Raw genomic sequence first — 16,434 nt, 5'->3', positions numbered from 1 at the left:
TCCCCTGCCGCCGTCACTTGCCGGCCTTCGGTTTTTCGACATGGCCGCCGAATGCATAGCGCATGGCCGACAAGAGCTTGTCGGCGAATTCGGATTCGCCTTGCGAGGAGAAGCGGTCGAAGAGGGCCGAGGACAGCACCGGCGCCGGCACGCCGGTGTCGATGGCCGCTTTCAGGGTCCAGCGGCCTTCGCCGGAATCGGACACCCGGCCGCCAAACTGGGTCAGGCCGGGATCGCTCTTCAACGCGCCGGCGGTGAGATCAAGCAGCCACGAGCCGATGACGCTGCCATGCCGCCAGACCTCGGCCACTTCGGCAAGGTCGATGTCAAACTGGTAGTATTCGGGGTTCTGCAACGGGCTGGTCTCGGCATCGGCCTCGCGCTTGACCTTGCCGGCATTGCCGGCCTTGAGAATATTCATGCCTTCGGCATAGGCGGCCATGACGCCGTACTCGATGCCGTTATGGACCATCTTGACGAAGTGGCCGGCGCCGCTCGGGCCACAATGCAGATAGCCGAAGGGCGCCGTGCCGGCCGTCTTGTCGGGAGCGGGCGCACCGGCATCCGCGCCGGGCGCCAGCGTGGCGAAGACCGAATCGAGATGCCGGACCGCGTCATCGGGCCCGCCGATCATCAGGCAGTAGCCGCGATCCAGGCCCCAGACGCCGCCGCTGGTGCCGACATCGACATAGTTGAGGCCCTTGGCGGCGAGCTTGGCGGCCCGGTCGACGTCGTCGTGATAGTAGGAATTGCCGCCGTCGATGATGATGTCGCCGGGTTCCATCAGCGCCGCCACCTGATCGACGATCTTGCCGGTGATGGCCGCAGGCAGCATCAGCCACACGCAGCGCGGCTTAGCGAGCTTGCCGACGAATTCCGCCATCGATGCAGCCCCCGAGGCGCCGTCGCCGACCAGGGCCGCGACGCTTGCCGGGTTGATGTCGTAGACGACGCATTCGTGGCCGTCACGCATCAGGCGCCGGACCATGTTGGCGCCCATTCGGCCCAGTCCCATCATTCCGATCTGCATGGTCTCATCCTTGTGTCTTGAAGAGGATCTGCCGGGAAGGATCTACAGTCTGTCCTGTTCACCAATGATGACGGAGAAGTCGACATTCTCCCAATCGCCGCTGCCGGGCCAGAAAAAAGTGAAGATCAGCGTGCTCCCCTCGGGCAGGCCGGCGACCGGCAGATCCGCGAGGTGGATGCCGAGAGCATTCTCGCTGGTCGCGCTGTCATGCACGGTCGCCCAATTGTCGACGCTCCAATGAACGGTTGCCTTCGCCAAAAGCTCGAGGCGCATTGTCTTGCCGGCCGGCATGGAGCGTATCTTGTTGTTGAAGCGCCATGTCCGGAACGGCGAGACGGTCTTTTTGTCGATATAGCGTTCGACGCCTTGCGGCGGCATGTCGAACACCGCGCCGTCGCGCAGCGAGCGCAGCAGCTTGATGTGTTCGGAATGCGCCCAGACCAGTGGCATGGCGCTGCCCGAGGGCTTGCCATGCAGTAGTTCGCGGTCGGGCAGGTCGGCGCCGTCCCAGACCTGCTCCGGCAACAGGCCGCCCGGCCCGGCCGAGCCCTCCATTGCCGCGAGCAGCAAGGTCGCCTTGTCCTTGCGCCCAGCCGCCAGCTCGTAATGGGCCCGTTCGCCGGCGAGCAACGGCCAGGGGCGGCCCTGGCCGGTGCCGTCGAATGGCGCGCCGTCCTCGTGCTCGCCATAGCCGTCGCCGGTGTAGCGATACCAGAGCGGCCCCTGCGGCAGTTGCCGGCGCAGCTGCGCGTCGATGACCTTGACCGTGTCGATGATGCGTGGATCGTCGGCTGCCCTGAGGCCAAAGCGCACCAGCGCCAAGACGTCCGGGCTGACGATTTCCTGCGCCGGCCGGTCGGCATCCCCGGGCGGGCGGTTCTTGATCGGCACATAGCCGTCCTTCGGCGAACCGGCCTCGGCACTGTCGGGCGGTGCGATGCGGACATAGTAACCCGCGACGCCGGCCGCCTCGCAACTTGCCGTGCCGGTGACATAGGTCCAGCGCTCGACCTGGTCATTCCAGCCGTCGGCGGTCTCGCGCAGATAGCTTGCTGCGTCCTGCTTGCCGCAGGCCTCCAGCATATCCGCGGCGGCAAGCAGCGCCGCGATCTCAACGGCGAGCGTGAACGGGCTGTAACCGGAATCCTCCTCCCAGCGGTCCTCGCCGGTAACAGGTCCATTGCGCACGACATAGGCTGCGGCGCGCTCGATCATCGGCAGGAAGCCAGAGAGCATGGCGCGCGGCAAATGACCCTGCCGCCGCAGCGCATCTGCCAGCAGCAGCGGAAAGGCGCATTCGTCCATCTGGATGCCCGGCCAATAGGCTGTTCCATCGAGCCAGGCGTTCTGCGGCCAGTGGCCGTCCGGCTGCTGGATGGAGCAGAGATAGTCGAGGGTTTGCAGAGCCGAGGCGGCATCGCCGGCGGCGAGAAAGCCGCCCGCCGTCTCGACCAGATCGCGCGGCCAGACCAGATGGTAGCCGCCGAGATCGTCGTCGCCCTTGTCGAAGCCCCATGGGATGGACAGGCTGGCGACCGCCGCGCCTGGCATGAGGGATGACCGGTGCGTCGCCAGGACGGCGGTGGAGATCCTGTAGCTGTTCACTCCGGACGCGTCATGGCGATCCAGTCGCAGCAGGCCCGCCTGCCATTCGCGCCATTGTTCGGCGTAGGACATTGCCGCCGCCGCGAAACCCTGCCTGAGGCTGGCGAAGGCATTTCGAGCAGCCTCTTTGGGCGTCGCTCCGAAGCCCAGCGCCAGCACGGCTTTGGCGTCGTTGGCGGAAAACCCGATTTCGCCGGTCAGTGCGACATTGCCGTCCTCGGCTCGCTGAAAGGCTGGATCGAGCCGACCGGTGTTGCGCAGTTGCTGCCAGCCGTCGGAGACGCCGACATAGCCGGCCGAGCCGTTCCGCCAGGGCAGCGATGAGGCCAGCGCAAGGCAGGTGCCGCAGCCCGAGGCGAACAGCACAGGCTCTCCCTCATGGTCGCCGACCCAGGCGGTGTTGCCCATGCCGGCATTGACCAGATGCGGCGCCAGCAAGGCGTGGACGCGGTAGTCGCCCGGCGCGCCCTTGAGCGGCGTGAAGGTGATCTCCTGCAGCAAGGTGGGTCGTGCAGGGTCGGCCAGGATACGCTTCTCGATCCGGTAGGCGCCGTCATCAGCGGTGTTGATCAGCCTGTAGGCTGGCACGCCTTCTTCGAACGGTTCGATGCCATGCGCGGCATCACGTTTTTCTTCCGAGAAATATCCGTTCGGGCCGGTGACGATCAGGCCGAGGTCGCGGGTGCAGGCACTGTCGACACCGGGATAGTAGATCTCGTTCAGGATGCCATGGCTGAGCGTGAACCAGACGCGGCTCGACGGCGAAAGCGCCGCGCCGACGCCGCTTTTGGCGCTTGACGTCCAGCGCGCCGGAATTCCCGGAGCCCCCGGGGGAACGATCGGCGTCACTGCCATGCGTCTGCGGCCTCCTGCCCGCATGCCTAGCCCATCCACCGAAGCCTTTTCAATCGTCGCACCGCAATGTGATCGGCGGCATCTTATGGATTGCAGTTGACAGCTCGCCGGCCTTCTGCACTTTTGTCTGACAATAGATAAAAAACAGGTACGCAAGCGCGATAGTCACCAACAGCCATCAAGACCAGCAACTCTCGGGAGGAGTATGACATGAAGAAATTGTTCGTTCTGGGCACCCTTGCAGCGGTGCTCGCAGCCGGTACGGCATTTGCCGACACCAGCGGCAAGAAAATCGCTTTCTCCAACAATTACGCCGGCAATTCGTGGCGGCAGGCTATGCTCGACAGCTACGGCATCGTCACCAAGAAAGCGGTGGACGACAAGATCGTCGCAGCGGCCGATGTTTTCACCACCGCCGACAAGGAAGTGCCGACGCAGGCCGCCCAGGTGCAGAACCTGATCCTGCAGGGCTATGACGCCATCGTCATCAACGCCGCCTCGCCGGATGCGCTGAACGGCGCCATCAAGCAGGCCTGCGATGCCGGTATCGTCGTCGTCTCCTTCGACGGCACCGTCACCGAGCCTTGCGCCTACCGCGTCGTGGTCGACTTCAAGGACATGGGCAAGCAGGAAGTCGAGCAGATGGCCAAGTTCCAGCCCAAGGGCGGCAACCTGCTTGAAATCCGTGGCCTCGCGGGCACGTCGATCGACGACGCCATCCATGCCGGCATCCTCGAGGGCGTCGCCGCTCACCCCGAATTCAAAATCGTCGGCTCGGTGACCGGCGACTGGGACCAGACGACGGCGCAGAAGGCGGTGGCGACCATCCTGCCCTCGCTGCCCGAAATCGTCGGCATCGTCGACCAGGGCGGTGACGGCTATGGCGCCGCGCAAGCCTTCGCCGCCGCCGGCAAGCCGCGCCCGACCATCATCATGGGCAACCGCCAGGACGAGCTGAAATGGTGGAAGGAACAGAAGGAAAAGGACGGCTACCAGACCTGGTCGGCCTCGATCGCGCCCGGTGTCTCGACGCTCGCCTTCTGGGTGGCGCAGCAAGTGCTCGACGGCCGCAAGGACATTCCCCACGACCTGCTGGTGCCGTATCTCGCCTTCACTCAGGACGATTTCGAGGCCGCTCTGCCGAAGATCAAGGAGGGCGGTGTCGCCACGCACGAATACACACAGGAAGATGCCATCGCGGCCATCAAAGCCAATATCAAGTGAATGTCGCACACGCGTTGCCGTGCACATCGCCGACCGGATATCGTTGAGCATGCCTGAAGGGAACGCGGACATCATCAGACTGAGCGGCGCCGAAAAACACTTCGGCGCCGTTCGCGCGCTTGGCGGCGTCGACTTCACTGTCGGGCCCGGCGAGTGCGTCGGCCTCGTCGGCCACAACGGCGCCGGCAAATCGACGCTCATGCACATGGTGGCGGGCACGCTGACACCCGACAGCGGAACGATCGGCGTGCATGGTGAGGCCGAGGAGAACTACTCGGTGTCGCGGGCACAGCAGCTCGGCATACGCTGCGTGTTCCAGGAATTGTCGCTGTGCCCCAATCTCAGCGTCGCCGAGAACACGCGCATCAACCACGCCTCGCTCACCGGCTTCGGCTGGCGGCGCAAGGCGGCCGAGCTGATCACGGCCAAGCTGGACGAAATCTTTCCCGACCATGGCATTTCGGCGGCCGACATCGCCGGTGACCTTTCAATCGGACGGCGACAGATGGTGGAGGTGGCGCGCGCGTTCACGCTGACCCGCGAGCCGCTCCACCTGGTCATCCTCGACGAGCCGACGTCCTCGCTCGACGCGCACACGGCGGGGCAGTTGCTTGCCTTCGTGCGCCGCTTCGTCGCGTCGGGTGGGAGCTGCATTCTCATCTCCCACGTGCTGGGCGAAGTGCTGCAGAACGCCGATCGCATCGTCGTGATGCGCGACGGCAAGGTTGTCGGCGCCGACGCGGCGAACGCTTTCGACCGCGATAGGCTGGTCGCCACCATGGGCGGCGCCGAAGGACATCGGAGGACCGCCACCGAAATCCGGAAAGCCGAGGCCGGCCCGTTGCGCGTGCGCGCCCGGCCGGCGCGGCAGCAGGACGGCAAGGAGCTGGTGGCCCGCGCCGGCGAGATCATCGGACTTGCCGGCCTGGCCGGCCATGGCCAGACCGACCTGCTGCTGGCGATCTTCGCCGCGGCATCGCGCGCCAAGGCCGGCGTCGAGGTCACCGCACCGGTGGCGCTTGTGGCCGGCGACCGCCAGGCGGACGGCATCTTTCCGCAGTGGTCGATCGCTGAAAATATCGGCATCCGCTCGCTGGCTCGGCTGCGCAACGGGCTGCTGATCTCGCCGCGGCGAGAGGCCGAACTGGCCGGGTTCTGGCAAAAGAAGATCGGCATCCGCACGCCGGATATGAACAACAACATCTTTTCGCTGTCGGGCGGCAACCAGCAGAAGGCTTTGTTCGCCCGGGCTCTCGGCTCCGACGCCGGGATCGTGCTGATGGACGACCCGATGCGCGGCGTCGACATCGGCACCAAGCTCGAGGTTTACGATCTCGTGCGCGAGGAGGCCGGCAAGGGCCGCACCTTCCTCTGGTACACCACAGAAACGGAAGAACTCGACAATTGCGACCATGTCTATGTCTTCAAGAACGGCCGCATCGTCGCCAATCTGACGCGCGACGAGCTGACGGAAGAAAAGATCATCCAGTCCTCCTTCGGCGACGCGGCCTGAGATGACGGCCGTCTCTGTTCAAAACGGTTCGAAGACCTTTGGGAGCGGGGCGGCACGCGCCCGCCTACTGCGTGGGCTGCTGCCGGCGCTGTCGCTGGTGCTGGTGCTGCTCGCCATCGCCTGGCTCAATCCGCGCGCCATCAGCTATTTCGGCTTCGGCCTGATGCTCAACCTGGCGATCCCGATCGCGCTGGCGACGATCGCGCAGATGTTCGTCATATCGGGCAACGAGCTCGACCTGTCGATCGGCACCTTTGTCGGTTTCGTCGGTTGCGTCACCGCGACGTGGTTGAAGGACGCACCGCTCATCGGCGTCCTCGTCCTGCTCGGATCGATCGGTGTCTATGCGCTGCTCGGCGCGCTGATCCATCTGCGCAATTTGCCATCGATCGTGGTGACGCTGGGCATGAGTTTCGTCTGGCAGGGGCTGGCCATCCTGGTGCTGCCCAAGCCCGGCGGCAAGGCGCCGGACTGGCTGCTGGCGATCATGGCGTTCAAGCCGCCCTTTGTGCCCTTCCCGATCATCGCGGCGCTGCTGATTGGCCTCATCGTCCATTTCGGCCTGATGCGCACCTCCTATGGCGTGATTCTGCGCGGCTCGGGCGGCAACCCGGCTGCGCTCAAACGCGCCGGCTGGTCGCTGCTCAAGACCAAGGTCGTGTTGTTCGCGCTGACGGGTCTGTTCGGCGTGCTGTCCGGCATGGCGCTGATCGGCATCACCACTTCGGCCGATGCCAATATCGGCAATGGCTACACGCTGCTTTCGATCGCCGGCGTCATCCTCGGCGGCGGCGAATTCGTCGGCGGCCGTGTGTCGCCGATCGGCGCGGTGATCGGCGCGCTGACCTTGGCGCTGGCGGCATCGCCGCTGCTTACCTTCATGCACATCCCACCCGACTGGCAGGTGGCGGCCAACGGCGCCATCCTGATCATCGTGCTGGCGGCGCGGGTGCTGATCAGCCGCAAGGAGAGGTGAGCAATGATATTGCTGAGGTCGCTGACCGCCAAGCCCTGGACCTGGTCGTTCGTCGGCGCGCTTGTGGTGTGGCTGGCGACCATCGCTTTCACCGGCGGCTATGGCGCCGGCGGCATGGTCACCGCCGCGCTGTCGCTGGCCGTGTTCACCGTCATCGTCGGCGTCGGCCAGATGTTCGTCATCACGCTTGGGCCGGGCAATGTCGACCTGTCGCTGCCGGCCAATATCGGGCTCGCCAGCGCGGTGGCCATGAAGGTGATGGGCGGCAGCGATGCCATGATCGTGGTCGGGCTGCTGGCCGCGCTTGCCTGTGGTGCCGCGATCGGCGCCGTCAACTATCTGCTGATCTGGGCGCTGCGAATACCGCCGATCATCGCCACTTTGTCGGCGAGCTTCATCATCCAGTCGGTCGACATCAGCTACGGGCGCGGATTGCAGATCAAGCCGCCGCCTGGCTTTGCCGATTTCGCCAACCGGCAGGTTCTTGGCATTCCGGTGCTGGCGGTTCTCACCGTTCTGTTTACCATCGGTGCGGCCATCGCCTTGCAGCGCATGATCTATGGCCGCTCGGTGCTGGCGATAGGCCAGAACATCCGCGCCGCCTGGCTCGCCGGCGTCAATGTCGGCCGCGTCCGTTTCCTTACCTACACGCTGTCGGGCGCGCTCGGCGGCATCGACGGCGCGCTGCTCGCCGGTTACTTTCGCGGCGCCAATGTCGATATCGGCAACGAGTATTTGCTGGCTTCGATCGCCGTGGTGGTCATCGGCGGCACGTCGGTGGCTGGCGGCAAGGCCAATGTCCCCGGCGTTTGGGGCGCAGCACTGTTCCTGGTGCTGCTTTTGACCATGCTCAACACATTCGGCGTCAGCGCCGGTGTGCGCCTGCTCTTGACCGGGCTGATCATCGTCGGCGTGATCACGGCGGCCGGCGGGGAGAAGGCGGTGCGGTGATATTCGCCTCACTTCAACCGCAACTCGCCAGCGTGCCGCCCTACAGCCTGTCCTGACAAGTCTTGTGCCAGTGCGACACGCGGTTCCCATTCGCGGCGCGGCCTAGTAAACCCTCCCGATCGCAGCCGGTCTCGGGAGGTTCAGCTTGTCCAATTTTGTCAGCGTCGCCAGGGACAGCGACGTCGCCATCGTCACCATCGACAACCCGCCGGTCAACGCGCTGAGCTTTCATGTCCGCGAACCACTGATGCACGCGCTGGCTGCCTTGCGTGACGACGCATCGGTCGGAGCCATCGTCGTCGCGTGCGCGGGCCGGACCTTCGTCGCCGGCGCCGACATCACCGAATTCGGCAAGCCGGTGCAACAGCCCGAGCTGCGTGCCATCATTGGGACGCTGGAAACCATCGCCAAACCTACGGTCGCCGCCATCCACGGCACCGCGCTGGGCGGCGGGCTGGAGCTGGCGCTCGGCTGTCACTTCCGCGTTGCCGATGCCGACGCCAGGCTCGGCCTGCCCGAGGTGAAGCTTGGACTGCTGCCGGGCGGCGGCGGCACGGTGCGGCTGCCGCGCCTCGTCGGCGCGATCAAAGCGCTCAGGATGATCGTTTCCGGTGCGCTGGTCGGTGCTGATGAGGCGCATGAAGCCGGACTGGTCGATGCTGTGTTCGAGAGTAACGTGATCACGCATGCCGTGAACTTCGCCAGGGAGATCGCCCGCAAGGGCGGGCCGTTCACGCCGGTGCGCGATCGCGATGACGAGATCAAGAAAACCGAGCTGGCCGCTTTCGATGCCGAGGCGGCGGATCTCGCCAGGAAAGCGCGCGGCCTCGACGCACCGATCGCTTGCGCGCAAGCGGTGCGCAATACCGTCACGATGTCGTTCGAGGAAGCTCTGGCTGCCGAACGCGCGCTGTTCATGAAGCTGGTCGCCAGCGATCAGTCGCGGGCGCAGCGGCATCTGTTCTTCGCCGAGCGTGAAGCGGCAAAGGTCCCGGGCAAGGATCTTGTCCGGCGCAGGATCGCCCGCGTCGGCGTCGTCGGCGCCGGCACGATGGGCGGCGGCATCGCGATGGCCTTCGTCAATGGCGGTTTTCCAGTCACCTTATTGGAGACCAGCCAGGAAGCCTTGCAGCGCGGGCTCGGCATGATCGACAAGAACTATGCCGTCTCGGTCTCGCGTGGCTCCTTGACCGAAGACGCCAAGCGCCAACGCCTCGCTCAATTCAAGGGCTCTACCGACTATTCCGACCTCGCCGATTGCGACCTGATCATCGAGGCGGTGTTCGAGGACATGGCGGTCAAGAAAGAGGTGTTCGGCAAGCTCGATGCCATGGCCAAGCCGGGAGCGATACTCGCCACCAACACCTCTTATCTCGACATCGACGAAATCGCCGCCTCGATCTCGCGCCCGCAAGACGTGCTCGGCCTGCACTTCTTCTCGCCGGCCAACGTCATGAAGCTGTTGGAGATCGTGCGCGCCGGCAAGACCGCGCCCGACGCGCTGGCAACCGTAGTCGACTTGGCGCGGCGGATCGGCAAGGTGGCCGTCGTCGTCGGCGTCTGCCACGGCTTCGTCGGCAACCGCATGCTGGCTGCGCGCGGCTCCGAATCGGAAGCCTTGCTGCTGGAAGGCGCGACGCCCAGCCAGATCGACAAGGCCTTCACCGATTTCGGCTGGCCGATGGGGCCGTTCCAGATGGGCGATCTCGCCGGCCTCGACATTGGCTGGCGCAACCGCAAGGCGCGAGGCCAGACGGCCGTGATCGCCGACATGTTGTGCGAACAGGGGCGTTTCGGTCAGAAAACCGGCCGTGGGTTCTATCTTTACGAGAACGGGTCACGTATGCCGGTCCGGGACCCGCAGGTCGAGGCGCTGATCCGCGGTAAGGCAGCCGAGAAGGGCATCGCGCCGCGCGAAATCAGCGCGGAAGAAATCATCGAGCGCACCCACTACCCACTAATCAATGAAGGAGCGAAAATCCTCGAAGAAGGGATAGCCGCCCGCGCCTCCGACATCGATGTCATCTGGGTCAACGGCTATGGCTTTCCCATCGGCAAGGGCGGGCCGATGTTCTGGGCCGGCCTCGAAGGCGCGACCGGGATCGTCCAGCGGCTCGAATATTGGCATCAGCGGACGGGCAAGGATGTTTTCAAGCCGGTGCGGCTGCTGAAACGGATGGCCGAGACCGGCTCCTGGGAAGCTGGTGCAAGACCCTGATCGAAAGGTGGTCGAAGTGGGTCGGACTATCTTATCCGCGCGTCGATGATTTCGACAAAGCGGGCAAAAAGGCCGGCCTGCGACTTGATCTTGAGCTTGCGATAGATGTTGCGGCGATGGACCTTCACCGTCCCCGGCACGATGCGCATGGCCCGGGCGATCGATTCTGTGGAATGCCCTTGCAGCACCAGGTCGACGACATGCTTTTCGCGCGGCGTCAGGGACAGACTCTTCCAGATATGGGCGCGATCGAACTCGTTGACCGCCGCCAATGCATCGTCTTGCCCGGCCTCGGCCGGCTCGTCGGCGGGAAGGGCGGGCCAGCGCAATCGGGCGAAGGCGACCACCGCCGGCGCCATGTCGCGCAGCAGTCTGGCGTCGGCGGTCCCGAACGGACCTGAAGCGCGCAACCGCATCAGCGACAGCACCAGCGCATCCTTGCCCGGCAGCGGAACGAAGAAGCCGACCTCCTCGGCCAGCCTGGTCTGGCTGTAGTAGGAGCGAAAATATTCGCTGGCGTAGAAGCGGTCGGGCGCCAGCTCGCGCATGCGCCAGAACCCTTCCTTGCGTTCGACCGCCGCGTGATGGAACGGGTCGAGCAGGTATGGGCCTTCCTGATAGAGCGCGACGAAGACATGGCTCTCGGCCGACGAGAAGGTCTCGAACAGCAACGGCGGACGGGCAGCGCCGCGGTAGCCGAAGATCACGCAATGATCGAAGTCGACGTGCTGCCGCAGCCAAGCGACCATCGCCCTGCCGAAGACGTCGCCGCTCGTCTCCCGCGTCGCCGCGACCAGCGCGGCGAGCTGGCTGTAGTCGTCGCTGCGGGACATCCAATACCCCCTTAAACAAGAAAATAGGTCAGATATACCACCTGCGAGGTATATACTAGCTGCCATTGGCTCTGGTAGCGTCCCGAAATCGCATCGTCCTGTCGCTGGAGCCCGCAGCCTTGACCGCAGTGCCCGACATCGAGTTTCGCGGCGTCACCAAGCGCTATGGCGCGGTGACCGCGGTCAGCGGCATCGATCTGGCCGTGCCGCCCTCCGCCTTCGTCGCCCTGCTCGGACCATCCGGCTGCGGCAAGACGACCTGCCTGCGCATGATCGGCGGCTTCGAACAGCCGAGCGAGGGCAAGGTGCTCATCCGCGGCCAGGACATGGCCGACACGCCGCCCTACAGGCGGCCTGTCAACATGGTGTTCCAGCAATATGCACTGTTCCCGCATCTGGACGTGAACGACAATGTCGCCTACGGGTTGCGCCAGGCACGACCGCGGCTGTCGTCGCGCGAGATCGGCCTGCGGGCAGGCAAAGCGCTGGAAATGGTGCGACTCGCCGGTTATGGCGGCCGCAAGGTCCACGAACTGTCCGGCGGCCAGCAGCAGCGTGTCGCTCTCGCCCGCGCGCTGGTCAACAAACCGGCGGTGCTGCTGCTCGACGAGCCGCTGGCGGCGCTCGACAAGAAGCTGCGCACCGACATGCAGATCGAATTGCAGAACCTGCAACGCGAGATCGGCATCACCTTCGTGCTGGTCACCCACGACCAGGAGGAAGCGCTGTCGATGAGCGATTTCGTCTGCGTCATGAATGGCGGCCGCATCGTTCAGCTTGGGCAGCCGAGCGAGATTTATGACGAACCGGCCGACCTGTTCGTCGCCGATTTCGTCGGCAAGACCAATCTCTTGAGCGGCGCCGTCGCAGGGCATTCGGGCGATCTGGTGGATGTGAAGCTGGCCGATGGCACCGTCATCGCGGCGCGCAAGCGGGTGGATTTGCGGCAGGGCGAAACCGTTTCGGTCAGCCTGCGTCCTGAATCGCTCAGTCTCGGTGGCCCGACTAGCGGCCCGCTCAAGGGCATCGTCCGCAACCGGATCTTTCTGGGCTCCACGGCGGAATACGCAGTCGAGGTCCAGGGCATCGGAACGCTGCTGGCCAAGGCCGACCACATGATCGGCCAGGGCAATCTCTTCAAGCCGGGTGAACCCGTCGCCATCGGCTTTGCCGCCGGAACGCCGTTGGCGTTCGCGGATCCAAAGAACAACGGGACCAACCAGAGGGTAGAAAAACATGTCGAAATCATATCGTGACGGACTGCCGATAAGCCCCGAGAATTTCGTCGACCAGCTGATGCGCCTCAAGCGCGGCTCGATCGGCCGCCGCGACTTCCTTGGCCTCACCGGCCTCGGCATCGCGACGGCGGTGATGGCGCGCGAGATCGGCATCATGCCGACGCCGGCCTTTGCCGCCGAGAACCTCGGCGACCGCATGTCGATTGCCACCTGGCCCAACTATCACGACCCGCAGACCTTCGAGAATTTCAAGAAGGACACAGGCGTGGCCATCGAGGTCAACGTGTTCGGCTCGAATGAGGAGATGCTGGCCAAATTGCAGGCCGGGGCGTCGGGCTGGAGCCTGTTCGTGCCGACCAATTACACCATCTCGACCTACAAGAAGCTCGGCATCATCGAGCCGTTGGACATGGCTAAGCTGCCGAATTTCGACGGCACGCAGGAAGACCCGCGCTTCACCTCGGAAGGCACGATCGACGGCACGATCTACGCCGTGCCGAAGAATTGGGGCACGACAGGATTTGCCGTCAACACCAAGAAGCTGACCAAGCCGCTGACGAGCTGGAAGGAATTCTGGGACACCGCCATGACCGAGGGCGACGGCCGCACTATGGTGCACGACTATCAGCTGACCACCATCGGCAATGCGCTGAAATATTACGGCTACTCCTTCAACTCGCTGAAGCAGGACGAACTCGCCAAGGCCGAGGAATTGCTGCTCAAGGTCAAGCCGCATCTGTTCGCGGTGTCTTCCGACTACCAGCCGGGCATGCGCGCGGGCGATGCCTGGATGACGATGTGCTGGACCAATGACGGTGCGCAGCTCCATCGCGACATTCCGGAGATCGCCTATGTGCTGGGCAAGGAAGGCGGCGAGATCTGGACCGACTTCTACGCCATCCCGAAGGACGCGCCGAACAAGCCGGCCGGCTACGCCCTGCTCAACTATCTGATGAACCCGCAGGTCGCGGTCAAGGAACACCTCGCCAACGGCGCGCCCTCGACCGACGCGCGCGTCAACAAGCTGCTGCCCAAGGAAGTGCTGGACAATCCGATCCTCTATCCGGCGGCCGACCTGTTGACGCCGCTGGAATTCGGCGCTGCGGCAACGCTGACCGATCCGGGCCGCGCCGAGCTGATGGCGCGCTTCAAGTCGGCTTGAGCCAAGCGGGCAACAAATCCCATTCGAGACAACTTGACCGGCGGGCCCAGACCCGCCGGCACCGGGGCAATCCTTCGATGCGCGGCATTCGCAAAAATCTGCTGACGGCCATGCTGCTCGGGCCGGCGGCCGCCTGGCTCGTCGTGTTCCTGGTGCTGCCGTTCATGGCCATCGCCGTCTTCAGCGTCGGCGAGCGGGCGCCGGAGGGCGGCTATCAGGCGGCCTTCACGCTGGCGCAATATGCCAATCTTCCGGCGCGGGCGACCGCGTTCTGGAACACGATGGTGCTGGCTCCGGTGGGCGCGCTCGCCTGTCTGCTCGTCGCCTATCCCGTCGCCTATTACCTCGCCCTGCGGGCGCCGCAGCGCTGGCGGTTGATCCTGCTCGCGCTGGTCGTGATACCGTTCTGGACCAGCCTTTTGATGCGTACCTATGCCTGGATGTACATTTTGGGCGGACGCGGCATCCCGGCGCTGCTCGCCTTTGTCGGCATCGAGGATGTCAGGCTCATCAACACGCCGGGCGCCGTCCTGCTCGGCATCGTCTACGGCTATCTGCCGCTGATGATCCTGCCGATCTATGTCAGCCTCGAGCGGCTCGACCGTCGCCTGCTGGAGGCCTCCGCCGATCTCGGCGCGACGCCGCTCTCCACTTTTCTGGGCGTGACCCTGAAACTGTCCCTGCCCGGCGTGATGACCGGCTTCTCGCTGGTGATGATCCTGCTGCTTGGCGAGTACCTGATTCCGACGCTGCTTGGCGGGGGCAAGGTGTTCTTCATCGGCAATGCGCTGGTCGACCTGTTCCTGCAGTCGCGCAACTGGCCGTTCGGATCGGCCATCGCGATCACGCTGGTGCTGGTCTCGGTCGTGGTGCTGATTGCCGCCAACCGCATCTCGACCCGCGTCTCGGGCGCCCGCCGGGTGGATCTGATCTGATGCGCGCCTTCGTCATTGCCGTCTTCGCCTTCCTCTATCTGCCGATCGCACTGGTCGTGCTGTTCTCCTTCAACGCCGGCCATCATGCCAGCGAGTTCACCGGTTTTTCGGTGCAATGGTACGGCAAGGCGCTGGCGAACCCATTCCTGGTCGAGGCGCTGAAGAACAGCCTGTTCATCGCCACCACCAGCGCCTTGCTGGCGGCGGTGTTCGGCACCGCGGCCGCGCTCGGCCTGGCACGCGTCGGGGTGCGGACCCGCGCCGTCTTCGACGCCTTGCTTGGAGCCGCAATCGTCGTTCCCGGCGTCGTCATCGGCATTTCGACACTGGTCGCACTCGTCCAGCTGTTCGCCGTCGTCAATCCGTTCCTCGCCTCGATCTGGCCGGACGATCAGCCGCCGCGCCTGTCGCTCGGCTATGGTTCGATCATCGCCGCGCACGGCCTGTTTTCGATGGCGCTGGTGACGATGATCGTCGGCACGCGGCTGGGCAGCCTTGATCGCAACTTGGTCGAGGCATCCAGCGATCTCTACGCCACGCCGCTGACGACGTTCCGTTCCATCGTCCTGCCGCAGATCTTGCCGGCGGTGGTCGCCGGCTTCCTGCTCGCCTTCACCTTCTCCTTCGACGATTTCATCGTCGCCTTCTTCGTCGCCGGCGCGCAGACGACGCTGCCGATCTATGTCTTCGCATCGATCCGGCGCGGGGTGACGCCGGAGATCAATGCCATCGCGACGATCGTGCTCGTCGCGTCCGTCCTGCTCGTGGTGCTTGCCCAATGGCAGCTGCGCCAGCGCAAGCCGTCAAACTAAAGGTCGCATCATGATCCTCGAAGACCGCATCGCCGTGGTGACAGGCGCCGGTTCCGGCATCGGGCGCGCCGGCGCCATGATCATGGCCAGGGAAGGCGCGGTAGTCGTCATCGCGGACAGGGATCGGACCAGCGGCGAGGCGACGGCTTCAGATATACGCGCCGCGGGCGGCCGGGCGGAGGCGGTCGCCACCGACGTCTCGGACGACAATGCGGTCGAGCAGCTCCTTGCCGGTACGCTCGACCGGCATGGGCGCATCGACATCCTGCACAATCACGCCGGCATCCAGGTCGGCGGCACGCTGACCGAGGTCGAGACCGGCGGCATGGACGCTTCCTGGCGGGTCAATGTGCGGGCGCAGTTCCTGGCGGCAAGGATCGTCATGCCATCGATGGTCGCACAGGGCGGCGGCGTCATCCTGAACACGGCCTCCAATTCGGGCGTGTTCTACGACCGCGAGATGATCGCCTATGCGACCTCGAAACATGCCGTGGTGGCGATGACCAGGCAGATGTCGCTCGACTATGCCCGCCACAATGTGCGCGTCAACGCGCTCTGCCCCGGCTGGGTCGACACGCCGTTCAATGGACCGTTCATCGCCCAGATGGGCGGACGCGAGGCAATCGAAGCCTATGTCCGCACCAAGATCCCGATGGGCCGCTGGGCCAGCGCCGAGGAGATCGCCGAGGCGATCCTCTTCCTCGTGTCCGATCGGTCATCCTTCATGACCGGCCAGGCGTTGGTGATCGACGGTGGCGAAAGCATCGGCTGAATCAGCCGTCTGGGCCTTCGGCCGATTGGTGAAAAGCGCCGTCGCCTGCGCGTTCTGGGCCAGAGCCGCGTCGCCGGCCGGCAGCGCCGAAATCAACTCTGACCGGCAGTTCGGACCATAGTCCGACCGGCATGGGACTTCAGTACCGCAGCCGTTCAAAGACATAGATTTCCTTTGAATGTCAACCAGTTACTGTGCCGACAGGTTGCCCAGCTCTCTTATTGAGACAGTCTTTGTCTAAAGTTTACTGCGCATAATTAGCGGCTTCTCATACGAACTTACGATAGCAGCGGGCGCAGGGCGGCGTTTC

13 protein-coding genes are annotated in these 16,434 nt (G+C 64.8%); 10 read left to right on the top strand and 3 right to left on the bottom strand.

The annotated features are described in order from the left end of the window. Nucleotides 1–13 precede the first annotated feature (13 nt). The gene (gene gnd, locus FJ443_RS03125; protein WP_140492606.1) at nucleotides 14–1,030 is read right to left on the bottom strand and encodes a phosphogluconate dehydrogenase (NAD(+)-dependent, decarboxylating); all 1,017 of its coding nucleotides are present in this window, start codon (nucleotides 1,028–1,030) and stop codon (nucleotides 14–16) included. Nucleotides 1,031–1,072: 42 nt separating this feature from the next. After that, nucleotides 1,073–3,490 carry a glucan 1,4-alpha-glucosidase gene (locus FJ443_RS03120; protein WP_140662724.1) on the bottom strand — a complete coding sequence of 806 codons (2,418 nt, stop codon included), beginning with the start codon at nucleotides 3,488–3,490 and terminating at the stop codon, nucleotides 1,073–1,075. A gap of 210 nt (nucleotides 3,491–3,700) precedes the next feature. Between FJ443_RS03120 and FJ443_RS03115 the strand changes: the two genes are divergently transcribed. From FJ443_RS03115 to FJ443_RS03095, 5 genes are all read left to right on the top strand, one after another. After that, complete coding sequence (locus FJ443_RS03115) at nucleotides 3,701–4,714, top strand: ABC transporter substrate-binding protein (protein WP_140662722.1); 1,014 nt, start codon at nucleotides 3,701–3,703, stop codon at nucleotides 4,712–4,714. 49 nt (nucleotides 4,715–4,763) lie between these two features. After that, complete coding sequence (locus tag FJ443_RS03110) at nucleotides 4,764–6,227, top strand: sugar ABC transporter ATP-binding protein (RefSeq protein ID WP_140559251.1); 1,464 nt, start codon at nucleotides 4,764–4,766, stop codon at nucleotides 6,225–6,227. Between the two features lies 1 nt (nucleotide 6,228). Continuing rightward, nucleotides 6,229–7,203: an ABC transporter permease gene (locus tag FJ443_RS03105; protein WP_140559250.1), complete on the top strand. Its 975-nt coding sequence runs from the start codon at nucleotides 6,229–6,231 to the stop codon at nucleotides 7,201–7,203. Between the two features lie 3 nt (nucleotides 7,204–7,206). Beyond that, nucleotides 7,207–8,154 carry an ABC transporter permease gene (locus FJ443_RS03100; protein WP_140662720.1) on the top strand — a complete coding sequence of 316 codons (948 nt, stop codon included), beginning with the start codon at nucleotides 7,207–7,209 and terminating at the stop codon, nucleotides 8,152–8,154. A 145-nt stretch (nucleotides 8,155–8,299) separates the two neighbouring features. Then, nucleotides 8,300–10,372 (top strand): 3-hydroxyacyl-CoA dehydrogenase NAD-binding domain-containing protein, encoded by a 2,073-nt coding sequence (locus tag FJ443_RS03095; RefSeq protein ID WP_140662717.1) that lies wholly within the window; start codon nucleotides 8,300–8,302, stop codon nucleotides 10,370–10,372. 26 nt (nucleotides 10,373–10,398) lie between these two features. Here the strand turns inward: FJ443_RS03095 and FJ443_RS03090 are convergent, their stop codons facing one another. Next, nucleotides 10,399–11,205, bottom strand: a complete 807-nt coding sequence (locus tag FJ443_RS03090; protein WP_140513972.1) for a LuxR C-terminal-related transcriptional regulator — start codon at nucleotides 11,203–11,205, stop codon at nucleotides 10,399–10,401. 119 nt (nucleotides 11,206–11,324) lie between these two features. On the opposite strand from FJ443_RS03090, the gene FJ443_RS03085 reads away from it, so the two are divergent. The 5 genes from FJ443_RS03085 to FJ443_RS03065 all read left to right on the top strand — a co-directional run bounded on the left by FJ443_RS03085 (nucleotide 11,325) and on the right by FJ443_RS03065 (nucleotide 16,124). Beyond that, nucleotides 11,325–12,461, top strand: a complete 1,137-nt coding sequence (locus FJ443_RS03085; RefSeq protein WP_140513973.1) for an ABC transporter ATP-binding protein — start codon at nucleotides 11,325–11,327, stop codon at nucleotides 12,459–12,461. Further along, nucleotides 12,442–13,605 carry a spermidine/putrescine ABC transporter substrate-binding protein gene (locus FJ443_RS03080; RefSeq protein ID WP_140662715.1) on the top strand — a complete coding sequence of 388 codons (1,164 nt, stop codon included), beginning with the start codon at nucleotides 12,442–12,444 and terminating at the stop codon, nucleotides 13,603–13,605. Before FJ443_RS03085 ends, FJ443_RS03080 begins: the two co-directional genes overlap by 20 nt. A gap of 77 nt (nucleotides 13,606–13,682) precedes the next feature. Continuing rightward, nucleotides 13,683–14,540 carry an ABC transporter permease gene (locus tag FJ443_RS03075; RefSeq protein WP_140492578.1) on the top strand — a complete coding sequence of 286 codons (858 nt, stop codon included), beginning with the start codon at nucleotides 13,683–13,685 and terminating at the stop codon, nucleotides 14,538–14,540. Beyond that, nucleotides 14,540–15,352 (top strand): ABC transporter permease, encoded by an 813-nt coding sequence (locus tag FJ443_RS03070; protein WP_140513974.1) that lies wholly within the window; start codon nucleotides 14,540–14,542, stop codon nucleotides 15,350–15,352. The genes FJ443_RS03075 and FJ443_RS03070 overlap by 1 nt, the downstream gene beginning before the upstream one ends. A gap of 10 nt (nucleotides 15,353–15,362) precedes the next feature. After that, nucleotides 15,363–16,124, top strand: coding sequence for a glucose 1-dehydrogenase (locus tag FJ443_RS03065; protein ID WP_140492572.1), 762 nt, complete (start codon nucleotides 15,363–15,365; stop codon nucleotides 16,122–16,124). The last annotated feature ends 310 nt before the right edge of the window (nucleotides 16,125–16,434 follow it).

The sequence above is a fragment of the Mesorhizobium sp. B2-6-1 genome (assembly GCF_006440475.1).
Classification (GTDB): Bacteria; Pseudomonadota; Alphaproteobacteria; order Rhizobiales; family Rhizobiaceae; genus Mesorhizobium.
Note: the sequence above shows the minus strand (reverse complement) of the source record. Positions and strands in the feature narration are given on the sequence as shown.